Source organism: Halorubrum rutilum (assembly GCF_042665015.1).
Classification (GTDB): Archaea; Halobacteriota; Halobacteria; order Halobacteriales; family Haloferacaceae; genus Halorubrum; species Halorubrum rutilum.
Genome location: NZ_JBHTBL010000001.1, coordinates 248,763 through 264,464, shown reverse-complemented (window position 1 = coordinate 264,464; position 15,702 = coordinate 248,763). Strand labels below are relative to the sequence as shown.

Here is a 15,702-nt window from a genome sequence, read left to right as displayed (position 1 = left end):
GTCGGGTGTGTCAGCAAACAGTGAATTCGTGAATTCACCGTAGCTTCTCGATGTCGAGTCGGATCGGCGCGGGCGCACCGAGCAGCCAGCCAGACGTCGTCCCGCAGTACTGGCAGGTGAACTCGGTGGCTTCGTCGTCGCGTTCGTCGATCGTCGCGTCCTTCTGATGCAGGAGGTCGTGGTCGCAACCGGGACAGAACGCCGCCGACGACTGGCGCTCGATCGGCCACAGTGACGGCGACCCGCACCCGCCACACTTCTGGGCCGGTGCGTCGCGGTCTTCGAAGGCCTGCCGGACAAGCCGGTCTTCGCGGCAGTCGTGACAGCGGACACGCTCCCACGAGTGGAAGCTAAGCCAGCAGCGGATGCGGTTGACCAGTGTTGCCGGGCGCTGGTGTTCCTCTGAGAGCATAATTACGTAATTACTAGCGCGCCGACTGGAGATCCGTGACGACCTTCGACGACGTGAGTGTCGGAACCTCTTCGATCCGGTTCTCCAGCTCGCCGAGGCGCTCAAGGACCTCGGCGTCGGCGTCTGCCTCGTGGACGATCTCAACGTTGTCGCCCCGGAGCGCTGGGAGAACAACCTCTTGGAACTGCTCGGCGCGGGTCCGGTCGTCGTCCGGAAGCAACGCGTCAAGCTCGTCGACGACGTCGTCCGGGAGCGAGATGGTCGTGGTCATAATTACGTAATTACTCCTCGCGACAGTCACTGCAGACCGGTCCGTCGTCCTCGTCAGCGCCCGATTGCCACTTCGATGGCGCATCGAACAAGTACTGCGTGTCGCACTCGGAGCAGGTCCACGCCATCACTCGCCCTCGTCGCTGCTCTCCTCGTCGCCTTGGAGCTCTTGAGCGGCGGCGACGCCCTCGCCCATTGAGTCGTCCCAGAGGTGATAGCCAGCGCCGAGCACGATCGCGACAGCGCCGAGCAGGATCAGCGTGTCAGCTTCGCGGCCGGTCCACTCCATCCCGAGCCACGTTCCGAAAAACGCGAGGATGATGACGCCAGCGACAAGCGTTCGGATAGGCTTCTCTTGCATTAGTCCTCGTCTTGCGTGTCCTCTTGGCTGAGGTCGATGCTGATCGGAAGCGAGTCGGCGGCCGCCTCCATCAGCTCGCGCTCGATACCCCAGAGTCTCCCGACAAGTAAGAACACCAGCGCTGTAAAAATCCCGTAGTACGGCGGGGCCACCGCCTCGATCCCCTCAAACGTGAGTGACAGCGTGATGGCGAGCCACACGAGCACGAGCGCGCCAGCGGTGATGCTTGCGAGGGGTCGATGTCCGTTAGGCATGATGGACTTCGCGAGGCAGTGGGCCTCGTCTTGAGGGTCGCTGAGAGGTGGCGTCATGAGACATCCATCAGGGGCTGACACTGGCATGGTCTCTCGGAGTCCAGCCGGCAGCCGCACTCGGAGCACCGATTCGGTCTGTACGTCGACGGTCGAGGGACATCTGTTCGAGTCATGGTCCTAGCGGTAGGCGCGCAGGTCGAGCGGGTCGCGCATCGTCAACCACGCGCGGGAGCTCGACGGGTCGTAGAACGCGAGCGGGCTCGCCTCGCCCTCAGTCGTGACGACGGACACCGTGTCCGTGTCGAACTGGTGTGAGGCGGTGGGGTCCTGATGCATCATTCTCCGATTTTCCCGTCGAACTTCCGCGGGTCGATCGGGAACACGCCGGTGACGCCGTCGTCGCTCACGCCGTGACACGTCGCGATGTCCGGCTCGTTGAGCCCGTCAACCTCACCGAGCTTCCGCGGGTACTCACCGACGGGCAGCGGCGACGCCGTGACGAAGATCGGCGGGCCGTTCCACGGGATCCTGCCGCTCACGTGATAGTGGCCCATCCAGATGATGTCGACCGCCTGCCCGAAGTTGAGCGAGTCGACGACCGTCGAGAGCCACTCCTTCTTTCGCGACGACGTCTCCGCCTGCGGCTTCCGGTCCTGGCCGTGGCGGAGCTGGCCGTGGATCGCGCCGTCGCGGAGCCAGAACGGTGTCGGCGACCCTGCCCGGCCGATGTTGAACCCGACGTTCTCACAGTAGCCGACCTCCGCGAGCTCGCCGACCGCGTTCCGGATCGACTTGTAGAGGAGGAGGTCGGCGTTGGCCTGTTTCGAGGAGCCGGACGCGCGGATGTCGCCGTGGTTGCCCGCCTGGCAGATGATGACGACGTTGTCGAACGCCTGCGAGTAGGCTTTCACCTGCCGCATCAGCGGCGGGTGGAGCGTGTCGGTCTGCTCGTCGAGCCACTGGTCGAGGTTCTCGTGTTGGCCCTCGTAGATGCCCTCATTGGTGACGAAGTCGCCACCCCAGAGCAGGTACGCCGTGTCGTAGGCGCTCCCGTGCTTTTCCTTGAGAGCAAGTGACCGATCCGTGATGTAGTCGATGATCGGTGGGAGGTCCTCACTCTGGTGGACGACCGAGTCGTCGTACCCACGGACGAGGTCGCCGGCGTGGAGGTCCGTCATGTGGACTACCCAGTCCTCGTTGCCGTCCGTGGCTGTCGTCTCGATCTCCGGCGTGTCGATCCGCTTCCACGCCTTGACGAGCTCGTTGTGACGCTTCTCCCACCAGCGGTTTGCTTTCCGGGTGCGAGTGCCCTTGTGTTCGCTCGACCGGAGCGTGTGGTCGCCTTCGATCTCGAAGAGGTCGGCCGTCTCGTCGTGGTATATCTGCCACCCCTTCGCTTCGAGCGTCTGGAAGTAGCTCTCGACGACCGACGGCGACTCACCGAGGTCCTCGGCGAGCTCCTCCGTGTCAGTCGCGGTTTGGAGCTGATGGAGGATGTACCGCTCGCGTTCCGTCAGGTCGGACGGGTCTGGTTCCTCCGGAAACGTGGTGTCCTCGTCGTCGTCTCCATCGTCCTGATCGGCAGCGCTGGCCTTCCAGCCTGGCGAGCCGTCAACGAACCACTCGTTCGTCTCGCGGTCGAACTCCAGCGGGACGCCCTTATCCTTTAGCGCGTTGCGATGCGACTCGACGGTCGTCAGCGCAACGTCGAACTCCTCGGCGATATCCCGGGACGTCGCCGGGAGCATCTCCAGGAGGTCGCGCTGGCGCTCGGTGAACTCAGGTGTGTCGTCGTCCATCTGGAGGTGAAACGGAGGGGTGTTACTGCGTCTCGAACGGCCGCGCGGGGAGTCGAACCCCGGACAGGGTAGCCCCGTAGAGGGCTTGGATCTCGCCACTCCCAATAGGGGCGTCTGTCACCTCCACAGGCACGGCAAGGCGACCGGACTTGGCAGGTTTGAACCGAACCGAACGGAACGATCGACGCGAATGTCCTCACGAAGGACGAGCATGTCACGATCTCGCCGCGTGGCTGCCGGTCGCTCGTGTGGCGCTGCACTCCCTCGGGCGCTGACCTGGTCTGGGCCCCCTCGGAGAAAAGCCGAGTGAGAACCACGCCCTCAGGAGATGGATCGACTCGGATTCGAACCGAGGCGTGCGACGTCTTCAGCGTCGAGCTCTCCCAGACTGAGCTATCGATCCGGTCGCTCCGCGTCGGACTCTGTCGTTCGGTACGTCAGCCCGTCCACGTCGACGATCAGGAGACCGTCCGGGCCGCGCACGTCGCCAGCGGGCTCGAACCCCACGACGTCGCCCTCGAGTTGCCGGTCGCCGAACGGGAACGCAACACGGTCGTACTGCGAGGCGCTCATGCCGGGAGCTCACCTCGCACCTGGTCGGGGGCGGCGTCCTCCCGCGTGACGGCGCGTCGGATGGCCGCCTCGGTCGCCTCGCCGAGACAGTCGTCGACGTGTTCGCCGTCGCGACGGCGGCGGAGTGCCTCCCGAGCGAGCGTCTTACGATGGAGGGTGACACCCTTCTCGTCGAGTGTCCGGATGGTCGCTTTGAGGAGTTCGCGGAACTTCGCCGGCGAGACCGCGCGCTCCTGGCAGGGGGTCGTGGCGGGCTCGTCGGTGTCGTCGAGCCATCCGAGCGCGGTCGCGAGTTCGTGGGCATCGGTCCGGTGATCGTCCCAGTAGCGGTCCCAGGGTGATTCGGTCCCGCAGCGGTCGCAGAACGTGCCCTGTTGGTCGCTGACGGTATCCGCGGGCCCGTAGTCGACGACCGTGTGATCACGATGGCGTTCGTGATGGGTCTCGTACTCCCGCGTGAGCCCGCCGCGTGTCGGGTTCTGCCGCTCGACGCGGATGACTCTGTGACAGGAGTTACACACGTCCGATGCGTCGAGCACGTGCTCGTGGTAGGCGGGTTGCTCAGGCATAGTTGCAAAAAACTCACGACCAACCGTCTCTCCGGTCCTGTCGTGTCGCGGCGGGTGTGGTGCCGTCATCAGCCCGATCGCCTCTGGTGCTGGCACCCGGCCGCGCCGGTCACCCGGCTGTCGTCACCCGTGTGTTGCTTGGCCAAACTCTTATACGAACCCCCGAGCGCAGATCCTGCGATCACTCGGCAACACTCCATTCAGACGTCGGTGGATCCTCATGACGTGGATCACAGGAGACGAGTCCTGCCTGATGGAGTCGGCGGAGCGCACTCAGCACCGTCCGCTCCGAACGACACAGGTCGTAAGCGAGCTTCCGGACGGTTCGGGGCCCGGATGCCGCTTTTAATTCGAGATAGACGACTGTTGACGACCATGGGAGCTCAGCGAGCTGGTCGCGAGTGTGAGCATCGAGATCACTGACAGCGACATCACTCATCGTCGCCTCCGTGGACGCGCTCCTCGTGACAGTCGCGCTGGCGCTCGGTCGCGAAATAGGCGAAGCACTCGTCGCAGCTGTAGTACGGCGTCACGAATTGGCCCCCACGACGGCGCCGCGCTGGCGACTCCAGGAGACCTCCTCGCCGTCTTCGTCGACAAGCACCGCCACGGACTCGGCGTCACGCTTGGCGGCCCGCTCGCGGCGCTCTGCGGGTGAGAGCCCGGCCTGCGCGAGCCCCTCGCCGTGTTCGTCGAGCTCGGCCTTCCGCGCTTCGAGCGCGTCGATGACGCGATCGCGCGGCTCACGGTCGTCCTGCATCGCCAGCCAACGTTCGACGCCGAGCCAGTAGTCGACGAGCTCGGTCGAGACAATCCCGCGAATCCGAGCGAAGATGAGCTCGCCCGTGGTGCCGTCGCCGTTGTCCGCGGCGACGTCCTCGACGAGGAACCGCGCCGGATTCTCGCCGAGGCGCTCGCTTTCTGTGGCGTTGAGGTCCGGCACCTCGGTCGCCTGCTCGTTGTGCTGGGTGGTCGCCGGCATCAAGCATCACCCACCCAGCGGATGCCGCCACCGCCCGGCTCGTAGGCGCGACCATCGTTCTTTGCGGCCTCGATGAGGTCCCACGGCGACTGGATCCCCTCATCTTCGAGTGCATCGACGACGTCGCCGATCTCGGCGCCGCCCGCGGTGTCCGGCTGGAGGTCGGTGACCGTCTGCTCTAGGAGCTTGATCTTCTGCTTTTGGCTCATCGAGCGGCCCGTCTCCTGGACGTCCGCGTCGTAGACGCCATCCTCATCGGTGCCGTAGTCGCGCATCGATTCGCCGACGACGTTCGTCGCGAACTGGACGTGGCGCATCTCGATGGTCTCCGAGAACTCGAACTTCGCCGCCGCTTCCGCGATGCGGACGATCCCCTCCAGTTTCCGGAACGTCACCGGGACAGGTGACTCCTCGTCGTAGCCGTTCAGCGAGCGCAGGTCGGTGAAGCTCTCGTCGAGCCACTCTTTCACCTCCTGGCTTGCGAACACCGGCTCAGGCTGCTGTTTCGCGAGGGCGATCCACTTCCGGAGGAGGTCACGATCGACCGGCGTCGCGATCGTCTCGGCGACCTCATCGGCGACATCCAGCCCCGCCATCTGCCGCTTCGCGGCGTCGCGAGCGTCGAGGATGTGCCGGGAGATCGTACTGTCACGCTCGGGGTCGGGTTGGTCAGTGAGCGTGAACACGAGGTCGAACCGACTCAGGAGGTTGCTCTCGAAGTCGAACTGGTCCTGGACGTTCTCGTACGGGTTGAACCGTCCGTACTTGGGGTTGCCCGCCGCGACCACTGCCGTCTCCGTCCGGAGCGTCGCGTTGATCCCCCACTTGTTGACGGAGATCCGCTGTTTGCTCATCGGGTCGAGCATCGCCGCGCGGACGTCGGCCGGCATGTCGTCGAGCTCGTCGACACAGACGGCGCCCTTGTGTGCCTTCACGAACGCGCCCGCTTCGAGCGCAGAGCCGCCGTCGCCGAAGTCGTCCTGGACGGCGGAGGCGGTGACGCCGGCGACAGTCGCGCCCTTCCCACTCACGCCGACCGTCCGCCACCCGAGGTCTTCGACGCGGTCGATAAGCTTCGACTTCGCGGTGCCGGGGTCGCCCAGCAGGAGGACGTGGAACTCGCCGCGGTCGTGGGTGCCGTCAGGGTAGACCGTCTTCGACCCGCCGACCATCGCGAGGATGAGCACGCGCTTGATCGCGTCGTTGCCGTGGATCTTCGGCGCGAGCGACTCGGCTGCGAGGTCGAGCGGGTCACCCTCGGCGCCGTCCGCGAGCTCGTGAATGCGTTCGCGCTCCTCGGGCGTGGTATCCACGTCGGTGTGGTCCGTCTCGTCGACGGCGAGCGCGCCGGCGTCGACGTACGGCTCGAACTTCCCGGTCTTCTGGTTGCCCTGCGTCTGCTGCTCAAGGTGGATCGTCCCGGCGACGGTGACGCGGTCGCCCGCGGTGACGATATCGGCGAGGTCGTCCTCGACGAAGACGTCGATCTCGGTGCCGCTCCCCTCGGCGATCTCCGGCGGCGTCGCGAGGCGGAACTGCTGGGCGTCGACGAACCCCGACTGGTCGAAGTTGACGCGGAAGGGGCCCTGTCGCTCACAGCCCTGGCACTCGTGCGGTTCCTGGAAGCCTGAGTCGCTCTGGGCGATGTAGGTCATCGTCCCGCAGCGCTGGCACTCGAACGCCGCCTCGACGATCTTCGAGTACTCGTCGGTGACCTTCGACACCTCGCCCGTGATCGCACGGTAGTTACTCGCCTGGTCCGTCGGGGAGAACCCGCCCGGGTAGTAGGTGTGCTCGGGCGGCAGGTTCGACACGCGGACGTGCGCGTTCGCGAGGTCGACATCAGCCGGGAGGTCGTAGTTGCGGAGCGCTTCCTCCAGGTACTCGCCCATCTCCCCGGGCTTTGTGAGGACGTCCTCGGCGATCTCCCGGTCGAACTCGTAGAGCTCGTCGTAGTCGATGACGAGTGACTTCTGGTCATCGTACCGCTGGGCGAGCGTGCCGACCGCGTCACGGTACCGTTCCCGGTAGAACCGGATCAGCGTCTCAGTCAGCGTCTCGTTCTCCTTGCGTCGGTCGTGGGTGGTGGACATCGTGGGTTTTTGTCCGCGAATAAAGCCCGTCCAACCGCTCGGACCGTCGAACGACGCCGGCCAGACGCCGGCCAGAACGACGGCCTCACAGCTAACGGACCATTGCTTACACAGCGCTGCTTGTGGTGATCTATGAGGAGTACAAGCGGCGGCGGAATCCCACGGGAGAAGACCGCCATCGCTAGCGCACCTCCTCCGAGGCGGTTTTATTCGCGGACGAAAACACGGCACCGCGCTTCGCCTCCTGGGCGTCGACGGTGAGGCTGCGGTTGCCGTTCGCCGGCGTCCGTACTTCGAAGCCGCGGACGTCGGCGGCGAGCTGCATCAACGTGTAGCAGTAGTCCGCCGAGGGTTCGCCCTCGAACACCTCCCACTTGATGTCGTCGTAGTCGAGCGCGGCGACGCCGCTCCCGGCCGTGGCCTTCTGGAAGGCGTGCTCGCGGACGAGGCCGACACGCTCGGCGCGGCTCAGCTGCTGGTAATCACGATCGTCGTCGAACTCCGAGAGCCGGAGCTCCAGCACGGCCACCTCTTCCTGGAGTTCGTTGATCTCGTCTTCGAGGTCGTCCACGCGGTTGGCCTTCGCGAGCGCTCGCTGCGCGATTGCGAGCGCGTCACGGGCGGAGACATCCTCGTCAGACATCGTCGACCACCTCGCCCGCGTCGGCGTCGTCGGGGCAGACGGGACGTTCGCGGCCGTCGTCAAGGCGGATGACGACCTCGGCGTCGGCGGTACAGCCGAGGGCGGTACAGACCGCCATCAGGCCGTCACCCCCGGAGCAGCTGCTAGCGGTGTCTGATCAGGATATCCGGATACGTCTCTTCGGTTTGCTAAGAAAGAAAGAGAAACCGTTAGCGGGCCTAAGGCCCGCGGATATTCAGTCGTCTGAGCCGAACATCTGGCGCATCATCGGGTGCATCTCCATCAGCTGCTCCTCGGCGATCTCCTCGTACAGCTTGTACGTGATCGAGACCGCGAGCAGCAGGCCGGTCCCGGAGACCGAACCGATGGTGCCGAGCAGGTTCGCCATCACGGCGAGGAACCCGACGAGTGCGCCGCCGATGACGGTCACCTGCGGGATGTACCGCTCCATCACCTTCTCGACGACCTGCGGGTTCCGGCGGAAGCCGGGGATCTGCATCCCGGAGTTCTGGATCTGCTTGGCGGTCGCCTCCGGGCCCATCCCGGTCGTCTCGACCCAGAAGATGGCGAAGATCGCCCCGCCGACGATCATGAAGGTGAGGTCGATCCCGAGCCGGATCGCGATCATCCACGGTTCGCCGGTCGCCGTGCCGCGGAACCACATCCACTGCTCCGGCTGCTGGATGGGGTTCAGGTAGTAGAACAGCCCGGACGTGGGCTGTCCCTGATCGCTGTACATCCCCAGCCAGGCCGGCATCCCCGCCCACTGCGAGGAGAGGAGCTGCCCGACGAACTGGATGTTCGCCTGCAGCGCGCGGACGAGGATCATCGGCAGGACGGACGCGTAGATGAGCTTCACCGGGAACCGGCCGCGCGCGCCCTTCACCCGGGCGTGCGACAGCGGGATCTCGACGCGGACCGACTCCGCGTAGACGACGATCCCGAAGATGAACACCGTCGTGAACAGCGCGAGGAGGTTTCCGGGCGCGAACAGCAGCGAGTCGATCCCGCCGGCGGTGAACGGCGACCCCAGCTCGGTGCCGCCCGTGGCGATCGCGTACCAGTTCGCCAGGAAGCCCCGCGCACCGAGCGCGGAGAAGCTGAAGAAGCCGCCGACGATCTGCTGGCTCACCGACGCGATGATGAACAGCCCGACGCCGGAGCCGACGCCCCACTTGCTCACGATCTCGTCCATGAACAGAAGGAGGACGCCGCCGACGAAGATCTGCGCGAAGATCAGCGCCTGAACGCCGAACGTCCCGATACCGAGCGCCTGCCCGACGGCCGAATCCGCGGGCAGGAACCCGCCGGTGAACACCATCGGCGCCGCCGTCAGCGCCGTCACGATGATCACCAACAGCTTCTGGAGGCCCTGATACAGGACCTGGTCGCGCGGGTCGTCGGTGTCGAGTCCGAGGAGGTTCGCACCGCCCAACAGCTGGAGGACGATGGACGCCGTGACGATCGGTCCGATACCGACCTGTAACAGCGAGCCGGACGAGCCGGCGAGCACCGACCGGAACTGCCCGAAGAAGTCGGATCCCTGTCCGACCGCCAACCCGAACGGGTTGATGTTGGTCAGGAAGAAGTAGACGACCAGGATGCCGGCCGTCCACGTGAGCTTCCGTTTGAACGGGACGTGCCCCGCCGGTCGCTCCACGACGGGCATCCGCGAGAGCACCGGTTCGGCGGCCTCCTTCCAGCTCATGATTACGCCTCGTCAGTCTCGTCGTCTGAAGTGTTTTCTGATTCGGCGGCGGCCTCCTCGGCGCGCTCGGAGAGCGTCGCCTCGCCGCCGGCCTCCTCGATCAGTTCGACCGCGCCGGCGGTGAACGCGTCGGCCGTGACGTGGAGCTCGCGGCGGACCTGTCCGCCGCCGAGCACCTTCACCACGTCGGCGTCGCGGCCGTCGTCGACGACGTCGCGCGCGTCGATCACGTACGCGTCGCCGTCCTCCTCGGCGAGGCCCTCCGCGGCGTACAGCGCCGCGTCCTCGTCGAGCTTCTGGACCTTGACTTCGAGGACGTCCGTCTGCGCGTCCTCGGGCCGCTTGAAGCCGTACTTGCCGAGCGGTCCGTAGTTGTGGAACTCGTGTTTCGCGCGGCCGGCCGCGCCGCGGCCGCCGCGGTGACCGGCGCCGCGCCGGTTCTTGTGCGTGCCGCCGCCGTGGGTGCGAGACCCGCGCTGTCGCCGTTTCTTGCTCGTCATCGCATCGCCTCCAGGAGGTCGTCGATCTCCTCGGTCGTGTGTCTCCCGAGTTCGCCGCCCTCGATCACGGGATGCTTGATTCCCTCGTGACCGCCGCGGGGCGCGTGGAGCCGGAGCGTCGGCGAGAGGCCCTGCTCGCGCAGGGTCGTCTCCTCGTCGACGAGCGCCTCCGCCAGCGCCTCCAGGTCGGCGTAGTCGGTGTTCGATTCGATCCACTCGTCGTCGACATCGGCCGAGCCCTCCAGGGGCTCGCCGCGTCGCGCGATGGTGGTCGCGACCGCGTCGACGCTCGGTTCCCCGAACGCGACGACGTCGTTGACCTTCGTGATCATGCCGCGGTACGAGTCCGTCTCGGGGACGAACGTCGCGTGGTTGACGCGCCCGACGTTCAGCATGTCGAGCGTGTCCTCGACGCCGTACTCGAGGTTGACGTCGCCGCGGAGCTGGACGATCGCCTGCATCACTCGCTCACCTCGTCGTAGTGGACCTCGCGCGCGTGCTGGGGAGTGCGGGACTGCGCCGCGTTCTCCAAGGCGTTGAACGTCGCCTTCGCGAGGTTCACCGTGGTGCGGGTGTTGCCGTCGGAGTTCGTCCAGGCGTCCTCGACGCCGGCGAGCTCTAAGATGTTCCGGACCGTCTCCGCGGCCGCGAGGCCCAGCCCCTGCGGGGCCGGCTTGATCTCGACCGTGACGGAGCCGGCCTTCCCGGTCGCCGTCCGGGTCAGGGAGTTGGTGCCGCCGGGCTGGTCCTCCCAGGAGCCGGAGCCGCGGTCGACGGAGATGATGTTCAGCTTCGCGACGTCGATCGCCTTCTGGATGGCGCCGCCGACCTGGTCGTCCCGGGCCTGCGCGTAGCCGAGATAGCCGTCGCGGTTGCCCACGGCGACCACGCAGCGGAACTTCACGCGGCGGCCGGAGTCGGTCATGCGCTGGACCATGTTGATGTCCAGCACCTCGTCTTCCAGCCCCGGGAGGAGCTGGTCGACGATCTCGGCCTCCTTCAGCGGGAGGCCGGAGTCGAGCGCCTGTTCCATTGACGAGATGTCGCCGTTCTGCACCTTGCGGCCGAGTCGCGTCCGCGGTTCCCAGCCGTCGTTGTGTCTACTCATGGTCCTCCTGGATTGTCGCGAGCACGTCGTCGAAGTGCTCGGGTACGTCGGCCGCGTCGAACTCGCCGCCGTACAGCGGCTCGTCGAGCTGCTCGTCGTACGCGGCGATGTGCTCGCCTCGCGTACGCGACCAGTCGGCCAGCACGCCGTCGTTGTGCGGGATCTCGAGGCCGGCGTCGATCGCTCCTTCCTGTACTGCGAACGTCTTGTTGCCGGGCGTCGCCGTGTTGAGCCCGATGTCGAGGACGGCCTCGTCGAGGCCGGCGTCGACGGCGCGGGCCCCCGCGAGGTACCCCGTGAGGTACGCGCTGGGGAGGTTCCCCGTAGGGGCCTCCCAGCCGTACGCAGCGAGGTCCTCGCTGGAGGCGGCCGCGTGGGTCTCGTCGCCGTCGGGTCCGGGAGTCACCAGCTGCGCCCTGACGTGAGCGTTGCTCACCCGAGCGACCAGGCGAGGCTTGCCCGATTTCAGCAGGCGCAACCTCTGATGGTAATCCGTCCGGACCTCGCGGCGGCGCCGCATCGGCACCTTGTATCGTGGTCCTGTCGCCATTAGTCCGTCACCTCGTAACCGTACTGCGTCTGGATGTACGCCTCCAGTCGCGCCACGTCCTCGAACTCGCCGCCGCTCGCCTTGTTGTAGAGCGTGCGGTACTCGCTGGCGTCGAGGACGTCCTCGTCGTCGCGGAGCTCCTTCAGGCGGGCGCGCTGCGCGCGGATCCGCGCCTTCCAGTCGTCCTTCGTGTTCTGTCGCGCGCCGGCCTTCCCCTTCCGGGTCCCGGCGCCGGACTTGTGTCCGTACGAGCGCTTCTCGGCGCGCTCGCGGGCCTGTCCGCGGGAGTTCGTCTTCGCGTCCTTCGCGCGGATCGTGCCCTGCTCGATGAGCTCGCGGACGTCCTCTCGCGTGATGGCGTCCTCGATCTCCTCCTGTGCCTCGGGGTCGAGCCAGACGCGGCCCTTGCCGACGTCTAACTCGTCCGCCGCGAGCCGCTTCTGTGCTTTCAGGTCACTCATCGTCGTCGACCTCCACTTCGACGTAGGTCGGGTTCAGCACGCGGATCTCGCGCTCCGCCGCCTCGTCTTCGATCAGTTCGCGCTTGCGACCGCCGACCTTCGAGGCGATCCGCACCGCCTGCGTGTCACCGTCGACGCCCTCGAGGTCGTCCGTGTTGTGCACGCGGACCTCCTCGAAGCCGCTCGGGTGCAGGTCGCGGGCCGCCTTCGGCGAGCGGAAGCCGGCCTCGACGACGGGCCCCTTCGCCTTCATGCGGCGGCGCTGCTTGGAGAGCCCGCCGCGCGGCTTGCGCCACGACGTCGGGATCCGCTTCTTCTTGTGGTAGTCCTGCCGGTTGAACTGCGGTTTCCCCTCGCGGTGCTTCTGTGCGAGCGCGCGAGCGGTCTCGTCGTCCAGCGCCGGCGTCTTGTCGGCGTGGCCGCGGGGGCGAAGCTCCGTCTCGACCGCCTCGTCGGATTCGGCCTCGTCGGCCGCCTCCTCCTCGGTCTCGTCTTCGATCTCCGCGTCCGCCTCCTCGTCGACCTCCAGCCCGCCGACGTCGGCCTTGATGCGCGCCGCGAGCGCGTTGCCGACGCCGTCGACCTCGGAGAGCTCCGATTGGGAGGCGGCCTTCACGTCCTCGACCGTCTCGTAGCCGGCCTCGCGAAGGGCGTCCGCCTTCGAGGGACCGACGCCGCTGATGTCTTCCAGTTCGTCTGCCATCGGTTAGGCACCTCCGGTCGGCTTCTCGACGATGTACACGCCGTCCTGGAAGACGCGCGTGTCCTTGTCGGTCACCTTCGTCAGCTGTTCGATGTCGGCGGCGGTCTGCCCCACGGCCTCCTTGTCGGAGCCCGAGAGCGTGACCGTCTCGCCGTCGACCTGTACGTCCGTGTCCCCGCGGATCGGGGTGCGTCGCTGTGCTCGCTCGCCGAGGAAGTTCTCGATGACGACCTCGTCGCCCTCCACGGTCACCTGCATCGGGAAGTGGGCGTAGTACACTTCCATCGTGTACTCCCATCCGTCGGTGACGCCGTGGATCATGTTGGCGACGTGGCTCTCGAAGGTGCCGACCGTGGCGTTCGTCTTCGCGTCCTCGCTCTCGGAGGCGATCGCGACGACACCGTCCTCGACCGTGACCTCGACGTCGGGGTACCAGAGGCGTCGCGTGACGCTCCCGTTGGGACCCTCGACGGTGAGTTCGAGGTGGTCGGTCTCGGCGGAGACGTCGTCCGGAATCTCGATTTCGACTCTGTTCATTGTTAGTAGACGTATGCGATCACTTGGCCGCCGATGCCCTCCTCGCGGGCCTCGTAGTGGCTCATGACGCCGTGGCTCGTCGTGACGATGAGCGTCCCGTAGTCGCGGGCGGGGAGGTATCGCTTCTCCCACTTCTCGAACTCGTCTGCGCCCGCGGAGTAGCGGGGCTTGACGGCGCCACACTCGTTGATCGCGCCTTTCAGTTCGACCTCGAACTTCCCGGCCTTCCCGTCGTCGACGTACTCGAAGCCGTCGACGTACCCGCGGTCGTAGAGGACCTCGAGGACGGAGCCGATGATGTTGGAGGCGGGCTCAACCGTGTACGACAGGTGGCCAACGCTCTCGGCGTTGTCCATGCCGGCGAGCGCGTTGGTGAATGGATCGTTTCCTGTCATGATTAGCTGTACTTCTCGAATCCCATGTCTCGGGCGACCTCGCGGAAACACTGCCGGCAGAGGTTGATGTCGTACTTCCCGACGAGCCCCTGCTCGCGGTCGCACCGCCGGCAGCTGTGCCGGGAGTCGGTGCGCTTCGCCGCGTGTTCGCCCGTGTCGTTGTTCGCTTCGCTCATTCCGTTACCTCTACGTCGAAGTTGGTCTCGAGGAACGCGGCCGCGTCCTCGACGGTCATCCGGTGGTTCGCGGGGATAGACGCCGTCGCCTTGTCCCGCTTCGACACGCGGTAGCCGGGCCGGACGATCGTCGTCGTCACGTCGAGCCCGTAGATGCCGATGTTCGGGTCGTACTCCTGGCTCGGGAAGTCGGTGTGGTCCTCGACCCCGAAGCTCAGGTTGCCCGTGTCGTCGAACTGGCTCCGCGAGACGTCGACGACGTCGAGCGCGGTCGCGAGGAAGTCGTGCGCGTCCTCGCCCCGCAGCGTCACCTTGACGCCGATCGGGTCGCCCTTGCGGATCCCGAACTCGGCGATGGTGCGCTTCGAGGTGGTCCGGACCGACTGCTGGCCCGTGATCTCCTCGATGATCTCCTCGGCGTCGGCGAGCGGCTCACCGCCCTGCCCGACGCCCATGTGGACGACGACCTTTTCCAGGTACGGCTCGCGCATCTCGTGGGCGGCGCTCTCGGACTCACTCATCCGAATCACCCGCCTCCTCGGCGTCGGTCGCGTCGTCCTCCTCGCCCGTGAAGTTCTCGTCGATGACGACGAGGTACTCCTCGACCGTCTCGTAGCCGCCGTCGTCGTCGTCGACGTACACGGTGTTCGAGCCCGAGCCGAGCGTCACGTCGATGTCGTCGACCTCGCCGATCCGGCCGGCGTGCTGGCCGGCGACGGCGGTGACCAGGGCGCCCTCCTCGTACTCGAAGTGGGCGACGATCTCCTTCGACTCGTTGTCGACGACGATCGAGTCCTTGGTGTCGTACGGCGCGTCGTCGTCGACGCGGACGTTCGCCCCGTCGTGGAGCGTCAGCTGGACGGCGCCGCCGGGGACGACGGTCTTGTTCGTGATCTTCCCGAGCCGGCTGCCCGCGGCCTCCTCGTCGACGGGGGTCAGCGCGAGCCGACCGCCCTCGTCGGGGAAGACGCGGAAGAACTCCCCGCGCTCGGGGAACGCCAGGATGTCGAACATCCCGATCGGACGCTGCTCGTCCGACACCGCGTCCCCGTTGACGAGGACCGAGTCGTTGTTCAGCGCGTAGCGCGCCTCCTTCGTCGAGTCGACGTAGCCGAGCACGTCCCGCAGCAGGACGACGAGCGGAACGCCCGCCTCGCCGTGCGGGCCCGCGCCCGCCTTCACGGTGAACGTGTTCGTCTTGCGCTCGACCGGCCAGGAGTTCGGTACCGACAGTCGCTTCTGGTGTCGCGTCATTCGTTGTCCTCCCGGAGCCGCGCCGCACGGCGGTCGTCTTCCAGGTCCAGATCGGTCACCCGGACGTTGCTCGCCGGGATGGGACGGGGAACCTCCTCCCCGTCCGCCTTCTCGACGGTGACGTCCTCGACGGTGATCCGTTCCGCGGACAGGTCGACGGCGACGACCTCCGCCTCCGTCCCGGCCGCGTCGCCGCGAAGCACCTCGACGGTGTCGCCGGCGTTGACGCGGACGTTGCGCTGTCCGTACTCCTCGCGGAGGTCGTCCGTGAGGGTGGCCCGGACCTGGTTCTGCCGCTCGTGGAGCGGCGCGGTCTCCGACCGTTTTCGCTGTTTGCGTGGCTGTTTCGTCATG

General features: G+C 66.7%; 25 protein-coding genes and 1 tRNA gene. All 26 read right to left on the bottom strand.

Annotated elements, in window-relative coordinates:
- Positions 1-34 precede the first annotated feature (34 nt).
- A complete protein-coding gene (locus ACFQMF_RS01440) occupies positions 35-412 on the bottom strand; it encodes a hypothetical protein (RefSeq protein WP_256407334.1) in 378 nt (125 codons plus the stop codon).
- A gap of 13 nt (positions 413-425) precedes the next feature.
- Positions 426-683, bottom strand: coding sequence for a hypothetical protein (locus ACFQMF_RS01435; protein ID WP_256407333.1), 258 nt, complete (start codon positions 681-683; stop codon positions 426-428).
- Positions 684-809: 126 nt separating this feature from the next.
- Entirely contained in the window at positions 810-1,043 is a 234-nt protein-coding gene (locus tag ACFQMF_RS01430) for a hypothetical protein (protein WP_256407332.1), read from the bottom strand.
- Positions 1,043-1,297, bottom strand: coding sequence for a hypothetical protein (locus ACFQMF_RS01425; RefSeq protein ID WP_256407331.1), 255 nt, complete (start codon positions 1,295-1,297; stop codon positions 1,043-1,045). The genes ACFQMF_RS01430 and ACFQMF_RS01425 overlap by 1 nt, the downstream gene beginning before the upstream one ends.
- Before the next feature lie 177 nt (positions 1,298-1,474).
- Positions 1,475-1,633, bottom strand: a complete 159-nt coding sequence (locus tag ACFQMF_RS01420; RefSeq protein ID WP_256407330.1) for a hypothetical protein — start codon at positions 1,631-1,633, stop codon at positions 1,475-1,477.
- Positions 1,633-3,096: a helix-turn-helix domain-containing protein gene (locus ACFQMF_RS01415; RefSeq protein WP_256407329.1), complete on the bottom strand. Its 1,464-nt coding sequence runs from the start codon at positions 3,094-3,096 to the stop codon at positions 1,633-1,635. The genes ACFQMF_RS01420 and ACFQMF_RS01415 overlap by 1 nt, the downstream gene beginning before the upstream one ends.
- A 329-nt stretch (positions 3,097-3,425) precedes the next feature.
- Positions 3,426-3,499, bottom strand: a tRNA-Phe gene (locus ACFQMF_RS01410).
- The gene (locus ACFQMF_RS01405) at positions 3,490-3,669 is read right to left on the bottom strand and encodes a hypothetical protein (RefSeq protein WP_256407328.1); all 180 of its coding nucleotides are present in this window, start codon (positions 3,667-3,669) and stop codon (positions 3,490-3,492) included. The genes ACFQMF_RS01410 and ACFQMF_RS01405 overlap by 10 nt, the downstream gene beginning before the upstream one ends.
- On the bottom strand, positions 3,666-4,238 hold the full coding sequence (locus tag ACFQMF_RS01400; protein ID WP_256407327.1) for a peptide ABC transporter substrate-binding protein: 573 nt from the start codon (positions 4,236-4,238) through the stop codon (positions 3,666-3,668). Before ACFQMF_RS01400 ends, ACFQMF_RS01405 begins: the two co-directional genes overlap by 4 nt.
- A gap of 529 nt (positions 4,239-4,767) precedes the next feature.
- Positions 4,768-5,220: a DUF8129 domain-containing protein gene (locus ACFQMF_RS01395; RefSeq protein WP_256407326.1), complete on the bottom strand. Its 453-nt coding sequence runs from the start codon at positions 5,218-5,220 to the stop codon at positions 4,768-4,770.
- Complete coding sequence (locus ACFQMF_RS01390; RefSeq protein ID WP_256407325.1) at positions 5,220-7,313, bottom strand: minichromosome maintenance protein MCM; 2,094 nt, start codon at positions 7,311-7,313, stop codon at positions 5,220-5,222. Before ACFQMF_RS01390 ends, ACFQMF_RS01395 begins: the two co-directional genes overlap by 1 nt.
- A 181-nt stretch (positions 7,314-7,494) precedes the next feature.
- The gene (locus ACFQMF_RS01385) at positions 7,495-7,956 is read right to left on the bottom strand and encodes a hypothetical protein (RefSeq protein ID WP_256407324.1); all 462 of its coding nucleotides are present in this window, start codon (positions 7,954-7,956) and stop codon (positions 7,495-7,497) included.
- Positions 7,949-8,074: a hypothetical protein gene (locus tag ACFQMF_RS01380; protein WP_256407323.1), complete on the bottom strand. Its 126-nt coding sequence runs from the start codon at positions 8,072-8,074 to the stop codon at positions 7,949-7,951. Before ACFQMF_RS01380 ends, ACFQMF_RS01385 begins: the two co-directional genes overlap by 8 nt.
- A gap of 117 nt (positions 8,075-8,191) precedes the next feature.
- On the bottom strand, positions 8,192-9,664 hold the full coding sequence (gene secY, locus ACFQMF_RS01375; RefSeq protein WP_256407322.1) for a preprotein translocase subunit SecY: 1,473 nt from the start codon (positions 9,662-9,664) through the stop codon (positions 8,192-8,194).
- Positions 9,665-9,666: 2 nt separating this feature from the next.
- A complete protein-coding gene (locus tag ACFQMF_RS01370; RefSeq protein WP_256407321.1) occupies positions 9,667-10,164 on the bottom strand; it encodes an uL15m family ribosomal protein in 498 nt (165 codons plus the stop codon).
- Positions 10,161-10,625 (bottom strand): 50S ribosomal protein L30, encoded by a 465-nt coding sequence (locus ACFQMF_RS01365; RefSeq protein ID WP_256407320.1) that lies wholly within the window; start codon positions 10,623-10,625, stop codon positions 10,161-10,163. The genes ACFQMF_RS01370 and ACFQMF_RS01365 overlap by 4 nt, the downstream gene beginning before the upstream one ends.
- The gene (locus tag ACFQMF_RS01360) at positions 10,625-11,272 is read right to left on the bottom strand and encodes a 30S ribosomal protein S5 (protein WP_092566242.1); all 648 of its coding nucleotides are present in this window, start codon (positions 11,270-11,272) and stop codon (positions 10,625-10,627) included. The genes ACFQMF_RS01365 and ACFQMF_RS01360 overlap by 1 nt, the downstream gene beginning before the upstream one ends.
- Positions 11,265-11,822, bottom strand: coding sequence for a 50S ribosomal protein L18 (locus ACFQMF_RS01355; RefSeq protein WP_256407319.1), 558 nt, complete (start codon positions 11,820-11,822; stop codon positions 11,265-11,267). Before ACFQMF_RS01355 ends, ACFQMF_RS01360 begins: the two co-directional genes overlap by 8 nt.
- Positions 11,822-12,283 carry a 50S ribosomal protein L19e gene (locus tag ACFQMF_RS01350; protein ID WP_256407318.1) on the bottom strand — a complete coding sequence of 154 codons (462 nt, stop codon included), beginning with the start codon at positions 12,281-12,283 and terminating at the stop codon, positions 11,822-11,824. Before ACFQMF_RS01350 ends, ACFQMF_RS01355 begins: the two co-directional genes overlap by 1 nt.
- Positions 12,276-12,986, bottom strand: a complete 711-nt coding sequence (locus ACFQMF_RS01345) for a 50S ribosomal protein L32e (RefSeq protein ID WP_256407317.1) — start codon at positions 12,984-12,986, stop codon at positions 12,276-12,278. The genes ACFQMF_RS01350 and ACFQMF_RS01345 overlap by 8 nt, the downstream gene beginning before the upstream one ends.
- Before the next feature lie 3 nt (positions 12,987-12,989).
- Entirely contained in the window at positions 12,990-13,523 is a 534-nt protein-coding gene (locus tag ACFQMF_RS01340) for a 50S ribosomal protein L6 (protein ID WP_256407316.1), read from the bottom strand.
- 2 nt (positions 13,524-13,525) lie between these two features.
- Positions 13,526-13,918: a 30S ribosomal protein S8 gene (locus ACFQMF_RS01335; protein WP_004047215.1), complete on the bottom strand. Its 393-nt coding sequence runs from the start codon at positions 13,916-13,918 to the stop codon at positions 13,526-13,528.
- 2 nt (positions 13,919-13,920) lie between these two features.
- Positions 13,921-14,094, bottom strand: coding sequence for a 30S ribosomal protein S14 (locus tag ACFQMF_RS01330; RefSeq protein ID WP_256407315.1), 174 nt, complete (start codon positions 14,092-14,094; stop codon positions 13,921-13,923).
- Positions 14,091-14,615, bottom strand: a complete 525-nt coding sequence (locus ACFQMF_RS01325; protein ID WP_256407314.1) for a 50S ribosomal protein L5 — start codon at positions 14,613-14,615, stop codon at positions 14,091-14,093. The genes ACFQMF_RS01330 and ACFQMF_RS01325 overlap by 4 nt, the downstream gene beginning before the upstream one ends.
- A complete protein-coding gene (locus ACFQMF_RS01320; RefSeq protein ID WP_256407313.1) occupies positions 14,608-15,348 on the bottom strand; it encodes a 30S ribosomal protein S4e in 741 nt (246 codons plus the stop codon). Before ACFQMF_RS01320 ends, ACFQMF_RS01325 begins: the two co-directional genes overlap by 8 nt.
- On the bottom strand, positions 15,345-15,701 hold the full coding sequence (gene rplX / locus ACFQMF_RS01315) for a 50S ribosomal protein L24 (protein ID WP_256407312.1): 357 nt from the start codon (positions 15,699-15,701) through the stop codon (positions 15,345-15,347). Before rplX ends, ACFQMF_RS01320 begins: the two co-directional genes overlap by 4 nt.
- Between the last annotated feature and the right edge of the window lies 1 nt (position 15,702).

What these genes read in the sequence shown, in the direction of transcription:
- ACFQMF_RS01440 (WP_256407334.1), bottom strand. Translation starts at nt 412, where the DNA reads ATGCTCTCAGAGGAACACCAGCGCCCGGCAACACTGGTCAACCGCATC.
- ACFQMF_RS01435 (WP_256407333.1), bottom strand. Translation starts at nt 683, where the DNA reads ATGACCACGACCATCTCGCTCCCGGACGACGTCGTCGACGAGCTTGAC.
- ACFQMF_RS01430 (WP_256407332.1), bottom strand. Translation starts at nt 1,043, where the DNA reads ATGCAAGAGAAGCCTATCCGAACGCTTGTCGCTGGCGTCATCATCCTC.
- ACFQMF_RS01425 (WP_256407331.1), bottom strand. Translation starts at nt 1,297, where the DNA reads ATGCCTAACGGACATCGACCCCTCGCAAGCATCACCGCTGGCGCGCTC.
- ACFQMF_RS01420 (WP_256407330.1), bottom strand. Translation starts at nt 1,633, where the DNA reads ATGCATCAGGACCCCACCGCCTCACACCAGTTCGACACGGACACGGTG.
- ACFQMF_RS01415 (WP_256407329.1), bottom strand. Translation starts at nt 3,096, where the DNA reads ATGGACGACGACACACCTGAGTTCACCGAGCGCCAGCGCGACCTCCTG.
- ACFQMF_RS01405 (WP_256407328.1), bottom strand. Translation starts at nt 3,669, where the DNA reads ATGAGCGCCTCGCAGTACGACCGTGTTGCGTTCCCGTTCGGCGACCGG.
- ACFQMF_RS01400 (WP_256407327.1), bottom strand. Translation starts at nt 4,238, where the DNA reads ATGCCTGAGCAACCCGCCTACCACGAGCACGTGCTCGACGCATCGGAC.
- ACFQMF_RS01395 (WP_256407326.1), bottom strand. Translation starts at nt 5,220, where the DNA reads ATGCCGGCGACCACCCAGCACAACGAGCAGGCGACCGAGGTGCCGGAC.
- ACFQMF_RS01390 (WP_256407325.1), bottom strand. Translation starts at nt 7,313, where the DNA reads ATGTCCACCACCCACGACCGACGCAAGGAGAACGAGACGCTGACTGAG.
- ACFQMF_RS01385 (WP_256407324.1), bottom strand. Translation starts at nt 7,956, where the DNA reads ATGTCTGACGAGGATGTCTCCGCCCGTGACGCGCTCGCAATCGCGCAG.
- ACFQMF_RS01380 (WP_256407323.1), bottom strand. Translation starts at nt 8,074, where the DNA reads ATGGCGGTCTGTACCGCCCTCGGCTGTACCGCCGACGCCGAGGTCGTC.
- secY (WP_256407322.1), bottom strand. Translation starts at nt 9,664, where the DNA reads ATGAGCTGGAAGGAGGCCGCCGAACCGGTGCTCTCGCGGATGCCCGTC.
- ACFQMF_RS01370 (WP_256407321.1), bottom strand. Translation starts at nt 10,164, where the DNA reads ATGACGAGCAAGAAACGGCGACAGCGCGGGTCTCGCACCCACGGCGGC.
- ACFQMF_RS01365 (WP_256407320.1), bottom strand. Translation starts at nt 10,625, where the DNA reads ATGCAGGCGATCGTCCAGCTCCGCGGCGACGTCAACCTCGAGTACGGC.
- ACFQMF_RS01360 (WP_092566242.1), bottom strand. Translation starts at nt 11,272, where the DNA reads ATGAGTAGACACAACGACGGCTGGGAACCGCGGACGCGACTCGGCCGC.
- ACFQMF_RS01355 (WP_256407319.1), bottom strand. Translation starts at nt 11,822, where the DNA reads ATGGCGACAGGACCACGATACAAGGTGCCGATGCGGCGCCGCCGCGAG.
- ACFQMF_RS01350 (WP_256407318.1), bottom strand. Translation starts at nt 12,283, where the DNA reads ATGAGTGACCTGAAAGCACAGAAGCGGCTCGCGGCGGACGAGTTAGAC.
- ACFQMF_RS01345 (WP_256407317.1), bottom strand. Translation starts at nt 12,986, where the DNA reads ATGGCAGACGAACTGGAAGACATCAGCGGCGTCGGTCCCTCGAAGGCG.
- ACFQMF_RS01340 (WP_256407316.1), bottom strand. Translation starts at nt 13,523, where the DNA reads ATGAACAGAGTCGAAATCGAGATTCCGGACGACGTCTCCGCCGAGACC.
- ACFQMF_RS01335 (WP_004047215.1), bottom strand. Translation starts at nt 13,918, where the DNA reads ATGACAGGAAACGATCCATTCACCAACGCGCTCGCCGGCATGGACAAC.
- ACFQMF_RS01330 (WP_256407315.1), bottom strand. Translation starts at nt 14,094, where the DNA reads ATGAGCGAAGCGAACAACGACACGGGCGAACACGCGGCGAAGCGCACC.
- ACFQMF_RS01325 (WP_256407314.1), bottom strand. Translation starts at nt 14,615, where the DNA reads ATGAGTGAGTCCGAGAGCGCCGCCCACGAGATGCGCGAGCCGTACCTG.
- ACFQMF_RS01320 (WP_256407313.1), bottom strand. Translation starts at nt 15,348, where the DNA reads ATGACGCGACACCAGAAGCGACTGTCGGTACCGAACTCCTGGCCGGTC.
- rplX (WP_256407312.1), bottom strand. Translation starts at nt 15,701, where the DNA reads ATGACGAAACAGCCACGCAAACAGCGAAAACGGTCGGAGACCGCGCCG.